6 protein-coding genes and 1 tRNA gene are annotated in these 7,493 nt (G+C 69.1%); 6 read left to right on the forward strand and 1 reads right to left on the reverse strand.

What is annotated here, in order from left to right; genetic code table 11:
* The first annotated feature begins 170 nt into the window (after nt 1–170).
* From N4P33_RS29975 to N4P33_RS29985, 3 genes are all read left to right on the forward strand, one after another.
* Nucleotides 171–629, forward strand: a complete 459-nt coding sequence (locus N4P33_RS29975) for a molybdenum cofactor biosynthesis protein MoaE (protein WP_260830088.1) — start codon at nt 171–173, stop codon at nt 627–629.
* Nucleotides 630–864: 235 nt separating this feature from the next.
* The gene (locus N4P33_RS29980) at nt 865–1,029 is read left to right on the forward strand and encodes a hypothetical protein (protein WP_260830089.1); all 165 of its coding nucleotides are present in this window, start codon (nt 865–867) and stop codon (nt 1,027–1,029) included.
* A 51-nt stretch (nt 1,030–1,080) separates the two neighbouring features.
* Nucleotides 1,081–2,175, forward strand: coding sequence for a PDZ domain-containing protein (locus N4P33_RS29985; RefSeq protein WP_260830090.1), 1,095 nt, complete (start codon nt 1,081–1,083; stop codon nt 2,173–2,175).
* Between the two features lie 27 nt (nt 2,176–2,202).
* Here N4P33_RS29985 and N4P33_RS29990 read toward each other — a convergent pair whose 3' ends face one another.
* Nucleotides 2,203–2,745 (reverse strand): PPA1309 family protein, encoded by a 543-nt coding sequence (locus tag N4P33_RS29990; protein ID WP_260830091.1) that lies wholly within the window; start codon nt 2,743–2,745, stop codon nt 2,203–2,205.
* Between the two features lie 164 nt (nt 2,746–2,909).
* Here N4P33_RS29990 and N4P33_RS29995 point away from each other — a divergent pair, with 164 nt between their 5' ends.
* The 3 genes from N4P33_RS29995 to N4P33_RS30005 all read left to right on the forward strand — a co-directional run.
* Nucleotides 2,910–5,861: a UPF0182 family protein gene (locus N4P33_RS29995; protein ID WP_260830093.1), complete on the forward strand. Its 2,952-nt coding sequence runs from the start codon at nt 2,910–2,912 to the stop codon at nt 5,859–5,861.
* Nucleotides 5,862–5,916: 55 nt separating this feature from the next.
* Nucleotides 5,917–5,990 (forward strand) — tRNA-Met (locus tag N4P33_RS30000).
* A 224-nt stretch (nt 5,991–6,214) separates the two neighbouring features.
* Nucleotides 6,215–7,493: tetratricopeptide repeat protein (locus N4P33_RS30005; RefSeq protein ID WP_260830092.1), on the forward strand; the 1,279-nt coding region annotated here is incomplete at its 3' end.

Here is a 7,493-nt window from a genome sequence, read left to right on the forward strand (position 1 = left end):
CGTGGTGCGGCGGGCGCGCAAGGCCCGGCGGAGGATCTGACACCCGGCGACGCCACGCCACCCGGAGAAGACGAAGCCACGCCACCTGTAGAAGCCTCCGAAGCGGTACGCGCGCGTACCGGGCGAAACCGCAATACCGCGTTGTCGGTGGCGTGCGGCACGATGGGGGCATGGCAACCACGCACGATCACCCCGGCGAGCAGGCCGCGCAGGACCCGGTCAAGCTGATCGGCATCCGGGACACCCCCCTGTCCTTGGACGAGGTCTTCCAGGCCGTCGGTGACGACGCGGCGGGCGGGACGGCACTGTTCGTGGGGACCGTGCGCAACCACGACGGGGGCGCCGACGTCGACAAGCTGGGCTACTCGTGCCACCCCAGCGCCGAGGCCGAGATGCGCCGCATCGCCGAGCGGGTCGTCGCCGCGTACCCCGTGCGGGCGCTGGCGGCGGTGCACCGCGTGGGAGACCTCGGGGTCGGGGACCTCGCGGTGGTCGTCGCCGTGTCGTGCCCGCACCGGGGGGAGGCCTTCGAGGCCTGCCGGAAGCTGATCGACGACCTCAAGCACGAGGTGCCCATCTGGAAGCACCAGACGTTCTCGGACGGCACCGATGAGTGGGTCGGCGCGTAGCGCCGTCGTTGAGGGGTGGTGGTCGGGCGACGGGAGGGCGGGTCGGCGCGTAGCGCCGTCGTTGAGGGGTGGTGGTCGGGCGACGGGAGGGCGGGTCGGCGCCTGCTGAGGCGATTCACGTCCGCCGGCGGTGTTTCCGGTTGCGTAACCGGGCCCCCGACGTGAGCGTTGTCACTGCGAATGGTTAATCTGCTGATCAGTCAGTCGCGGACGCTCATGGGGTTGGGAGGTCGGTATGGCGGCGCTCGCCTGGTTGCTGATTCCGCTGGTGGCTGCCGTCGTCGCGGGGCTGTGGGGAAGCTGGGCCCTGCGCACCCGCAAGATACGCAGCGACGGTCCTGAACTGGACGGATACGCCCGCTTCCGCGAGGCCATGGAGAAGTCCCGCACCGGCACCTGAACGGAGCGGCCCTGACGGTGCGCTGACAGAACCGTCCCGTACTGTCGAGACATGCCACGCCGCACCGCGACGATGCTCGCCTCCACCCTGATGCTGATCGCGCTCCTGTGCGCGGGAGTGTTCATCCCCGTGCCGTACGCGGAGATGTCCCCGGGGCCGACGGTGAACACCCTCGGTGAGCACGACGGCGAGCCCGTGCTGCAGATCGCCGGACGCAAGACGTATCCGACCGACGGCAACCTCAACATGACCACGGTGCGGGTCACCAGCGCCGACTACCGCATGAACCTCGTCGAGGCGGTCTACGGCTGGCTGGCGCACGACAACAAGATCGTGCCGCACGACACCCTCTACCCGGACGGCAAGACGGAGGAGGAGTCGACCCAGGAGAACGCCGAGGAGTTCAGCCAGTCCCAGGAGAGCGCCAAGGTGGCGGCGCTGAGGGAACTCGGCGTCCCGGTGAAGTCGTGGGTGGTCGTCTCGACGGTCGTCAAGGGATCCCCGGCCGAGGGCAGGCTGCACGCCGGTGATGTGATCAAGGCCGTCGACGGCAAGGCGGTCAAGGAACCGGGCGATGTCGCCGACCTGGTGACCGAGCACCAGCCCGGCGAGAAGGTGGTCTTCACGATCGTGCCCGCCAAGGAGCAGGCCGCCGCCGAGAAGGAGAACCGGGCGGCGGCGAAGACCGAGCAGATCACGATCACCACCAGGACGTCCGACGACGCCGGTGAGAAGCGCGCCATCGTCGGGATCTCGGCCGGGACCGACCACACCTTCCCGTTCACCATCGACATCAAGCTCGCCGACGTCGGCGGGCCGAGCGCCGGTCTGATGTTCGCGCTCGGCATCTACGACAAGCTCACCCCGGGCAGCCTCACCGGCGGCGCGTTCGTCGCCGGCACCGGCACGATCGACGACGACGGCAAGGTCGGACCGATCGGCGGCATCGAGATGAAGACGGTCGGGGCGCGCGGCAAGGGCGCCGAGTACTTCCTCACGCCCGCCGACAACTGCGCGGCCGCCGCCAAGGACACCCCCGAGGGCCTCACCCTGGTGAAGGTGGACACCATCGACGACGCCCTCGGTGCCCTGAAGGACATCCGCTCCGGGGACACCGACGACCTGCCGTCGTGCACGACCTCCTGACCGGAGCGGCCACCCCTCCGCGGACGGCTACTCCTCGAACGTCGCCGCCAGCGCCTCCGCCAGCCCCGGCACCAGATCGGAACCGGTGAGCACCTCGGTGGGGGAGTCCTTCTCCCGCAGCCGAAGCGCCGACTCCCGGCTTCCGTCGCGCAGCACCGCGACCGTCATCCGGACCTCCTGACGCTCGGGGTGCTGCGCCACCCACTTCGTCAGCGCGGCCTCGTCCAGATCCTCCGGAACCTGGGCCTCCGCGGACGGCGGGAGCATCAGACGCTCCACGGTCAGCGCGCAGCCGGTCACCGCGTCCGGCCAGGCGATGGTGCCCAGGAACTCGTCGAGCGGCTTGCCCGTTGGAATTTCGTCCTGCTCGATCGGGGTGAGGGCAGCCGTCTCCTGCTCCCCGCCCAGACCGAGCCGGTCCGCGAGCGAGGGCTGCTCGGCACGGAGCCGGGCGGTGTCGACGAGAGCGAAGAGACGTGCGGGCCGGTCCCAGCCGAGGCCGGAGACGTACTCGTCGATCTCGAGCACGGCCCGGGTGAGCGGACTGGCAGCCATGGGTGTGTTGGACATGGTCACAATCCTCTCTCGTTCCTGGCCGGAATCGGGAACCGAGTAAAGGGTGAGTAAGTTGCATAGGTGTGGGCCCACGATCACGGGGGGCCACTCACGGTCCACGAACACGCGGGCCTGACGAATCAACAGCGAACTTCGAGGTGCCTACCTTGGCTTTCCAGATGCCGGACCGCGGCGGAGGCCCGACGGGGCCACGGATCAGAGTGGGCCGCCCGTCCCGGCGGGTCCGGACCCTGCTCATGACACTGGGCGTCCTGGCCGTCCTCGGCATGGTGTTCACCATGTTCGCGGGGTTCTGGACCGACTGGCTGTGGTACCGCTCGGTCAACTACTCGTCGGTGTTCACGACGACCCTGTGGACCAAGATCGGTCTCTTCTTCGTCTTCGGTCTGCTGATGGCCGTCGCGGTCGGCTTCAACATCTGGCTGGCGCACCGGCTGCGGCCGCCGCTGAGCGCCATGTCGATGGAGCAGCAGAACCTCGACCGGTACCGGATGGGCATCGCCCCGTACAAGAAGTGGCTGCTGCTCGGCATCACCGCGCTCGTCGGCCTGATCGCCGGCGCCTCCGCGTCGAGCCAGTGGCGCACGTGGCTGATGTGGGTCAACGGCGTCCCGTTCGGTCAGAAGGACCCCCAGTTCAAGCTGGACGTCTCCTTCTACGCCTTCGACCTGCCCTGGTACCGCTTCCTGCTCGGCTTCGGATTCGCCGCCGCCATCCTGTCGCTGATCGCCGCCGCGCTCACCCACTACTTGTACGGCGGCCTGCGCATCACCAGCCCGGGCGCCAGGGCCACGGCCGCGGCCACCGGGCATCTGTCGGTCCTCCTCGGCATCTTCGTCGCGCTGAAGGCCGTCGCCTACTGGCTCGACCGGTACGGCCTGGCCGTCAAGTCCAGCGACTTCAAGGCGACCGACAGCTGGACCGGCCTGAGGTACGTCGACGCCAACGCCTATCTCCCGGCCAAGACGATCCTGTTCTGCATCGCGGTGATCTGCGCGCTGCTGTTCTTCGCCACCCTGTGGCGGCGCACCTGGCAGCTGCCCGTGATCGGCTTCGGCCTGATGGTGCTCTCCGCGATCCTGATCGGCGGCCTGTACCCCGCGATCGTGCAGAAGTTCCAGGTCCAGCCGAACGAGCAGGCCAAGGAAGCCCCGTACGTCGAGAAGAACCTCAAGGCCACGCGTGAGGCCTACGGCATCGACGACTCCAAGGTCTCCGACTACCCGGGCACCAGCCAGACCGAGGACAAGACCCAGCTGCGCGACGACGTCGGCAACACGGCGAGCATCCGGATCATGGACCCGAACATCGTCTCGCCGACCTTCCAGCAGCTCCAGCAGATCAGGAACTACTACGCGTTCCCGACCAACCTGGACGTCGACCGGTACACCAAGGACGGCAAGGACCAGGACACGGTCATCGGTCTGCGCGAGCTGAACCTCAACGGCATCCCGAAGCGGAACTGGATCAACGACCACTTCCGTTACACCCACGGCTACGGTGTCGTCGCCGCCGAGGGCACCAGCGCCGACGCCGGCGGCCGTCCGGAGTTCACCGAGTCCGATCTGCCCTCCAAGGGCGACCTGGGCACGTACGAGCAGCGCGTCTACTACGGCGAGCGGACGACCACGTACTCGATCGTCGGCGGTCCCCAGAAGGAGATCGACTACTCCGACGACAGCGGCGAGAAGACGTACAGCTACAAGGCCGACAGCGGCGTCAACCTCGCCAACCCGCTGAACCGCGCCGCCTACGCGGTCGCCTTCAGCGAGCCGCAGATCCTGTACTCCGGTGCGATCGGCGAGGGTTCGCGGATCCTGTACAACCGCACGCCCAAGGAGCGCGTCGAGGCGATCGCCCCCTGGCTGACCATCGACGGCGACGCCTACCCGGCGGTCGTGAACGGCAAGATCCAGTGGATCGTCGACGCCTACACGACCACCAACGGCTACCCGTACTCGTCCCGGACGACCCTCGGCGACACGACGGCCGACTCGCTGACCGCCACCAACGACCAGCGCGCGGTGGTGGCCCAGCAGAACCAGGTCAACTACATTCGCAACTCGGTGAAGGCGACCGTCGACGCGTACACCGGCGAGGTCAAGCTCTACCAGTGGGACACCCAGGACCCCGTCCTGAAGACCTGGATGAAGGCCTTCCCCGGCACGGTGGAGTCCAAGAGCGAGATCTCTGACGAGCTCATGGCTCATCTGCGCTACCCGCAGGACCTGTTCAAGGTGCAGCGCGAACTGCTCACCCGCTACCACGTGAAGGACGCCACCACGTTCCTCTCCGGCAGCGAGGTGTGGCAGGTGCCGGACGACCCGACCAACAAGACGGGCGACGCGGTGCCTCCGTACTACCTGAGCATGAAGATGCCGGACCAGAGGGAACAGGTCTTCTCGCTCACCACGACGTTCACGCCGAACGGCCGTGACAACCTCAGTGCGTTCATGGCGGTCAACGCCGAGGCGGGCACCGACGACTACGGCAAGATCAGAGTGCTGAAACTGCCGACGAGTACGACGGCCGCCGGACCCAAACAGGTCCAGAGCCAGTTCAACTCCGAACAGGACATCGCCGAGTCGATCAGGCTGCTGAGAGGCGGCGACTCCGAGGTCGAGTACGGCAACCTGCTGGCCGTCCCGCTCGACGGAGGACTGCTGTACGTGGAGCCGGTCTACGTACGCGGTGGGGGACTGAAGTACCCGCTGCTGCGCAAGGTGCTGGTGACCTACGGAGGCCAGACGGCCTTCGAGGACACCCTCGAGCAGGCCCTCGACAAGGTCTTCGGAGCGAAGGGCACCACCGAGCCACCACCGGGTCAGGACGAGGACCCGGGTGAGGACGAGGGCACCACGCCACCGCCGACGTCCGACAACCCCACCGTCCGCGAGGCGCTCAACGACGCCCAGGAGGCCTTCGAGGCCGGCCAGGAAGCCCTGAAGAAGAACGACTGGGAGGCCTACGGCCAGGCACAGAAGGACCTCGAGGACGCGCTGCGCAGGGCCGAGGAGGCCCAGGCCGCGGAGAGCCGGGGCGGTTCCGGCGGCGGGGAGACCGGCGGCGGGGAGAACAGCCCCAGTCCGAAGCCCAGCCCGAGCAGCTAGCAAAGCGGCTGGTCAACGCCCATCCCGCGCCGTGATACGGTAGTGAACACAACGGCGCGGGGTGGAGCAGCTCGGTAGCTCGCTGGGCTCATAACCCAGAGGTCGCAGGTTCAAATCCTGTCCCCGCTACTGACGTCGCGAAGTCGGCGACACCAAAGGCCCGGATTCCATAAGGAATCCGGGCCTTTGGCATGGGCGAACGCATGTGCCCAGGGTCCGATACGGCCGCGCCGCCGACGGGAGTTGAGCGATCTGTGTTTGACTTGTCTCTCTGTGGGCATGTCGACAAAACGCTGAAGTGACCTCACTGACTGCGGTATACCAGGTGTACCCAGGTTGCAGGTGGTGCGACGATGGACGTTATGGGGGACAAGGCAACTCTGTTCGAGACAGGGCGATTTGAGCAGCCTTCCCACCAGGAGGACGGGCAGGAGCCCCCCGTGGTGGCGGGCGACACCGACGACGAGGCAGCCGAGGAGCTGCGCCAGCGGCTCGCCGCCGAGGCCGGCGACATCGAGGCGATGAGCATCCTCGGCGCCATGCTGCTGCGCCGTGGCGACCTCGACGGAGCCGAACCCCATCTGCGCACCGCCACCGCCGCCGGCGACCGCGCCGCCGCCAACAACCTGGGTGTCCTGCTCCATCAGCGGGGCTACGCCGACGAGGCCGCCGGATGGTGGCGTATCGCCGCCGTCGCCGGCAGCGCCGCGGCGGCGCACGCGCTGGGCCGTCACCACCGCGAGCGCGGCGACGAACCCGCTGCCGAGTACTGGCTGCGCCAGTCCGCCGAACAGGGCCACACCCTGGGCGCCTACGCGCTCGCCGACCTGCTCGAACACCGCGGGGACGAGGCAGGCACCGAGCGCTGGATGCGGGCCGCGGCCGAACGCGGGCACCGCGAGGCGGCGTACCGGCTGGCGCGGGCACTGGACCGCAAGGCGGCCCGGAAGCCCGGCGACGACAACGGTGTCCTGCTCGAGGAGGCCGAGCAGTGGTACCGGCAGGCGGCAGCGCGCGGTCACCGCAGGGCCGCCCTGCACCTCGGGACGATCCTGGAGAAGCGCGGTGAGCTCAAGGAGGCCGGGCGCTGGTACCTGACGTCCGCCAAGGACGGCGAGGCGCGGGCCGCCTGCGCGCTCGGGTTCCTGCTGCGGGACGCAGGCGACACCGAGAACGCCGCCGTGTGGTGGCTGCGCGCCGCCCAGGACGGCGACGGCAACGCCGCCAACGCGCTGGGCGCGCTGCACGCCGAACGGGGCGAGACCCAGACCGCCGAGCGCTGGTACCGGGCCGCGATGGACGCCGGCGACGTCAACGGCGCCTACAACCTCGGGCTGCTCTGCGCCGAGCAGGGCCGCACCACGCAGGCCGAGCAGTGGTACCGCCGGGCCGCCTACGCCGGTCACCGCGAGGCCGCCAACGCGCTGGCGATCCTGCTGCTGCGCGCCGGGGACGAGACGGGCGCGGAGCCCTGGTTCTCCAAGGCCGCGGAGGCGGGCAGCGTGGACGCCGCCTTCAACCTCGGCATTCTGCACGCGGGCCGGGGCGAGGACCGGGCCGCGCTGCGCTGGTACGAGCGGGCCGCGGCCGCCGGGCACACCGAGGCGGCGCTGCAGGTCGGCATGGCCCGGC

This window comes from Streptomyces sp. 15-116A, assembly GCF_025290915.1.
Taxonomy (GTDB): Bacteria; Actinomycetota; Actinomycetes; order Streptomycetales; family Streptomycetaceae; genus Streptomyces.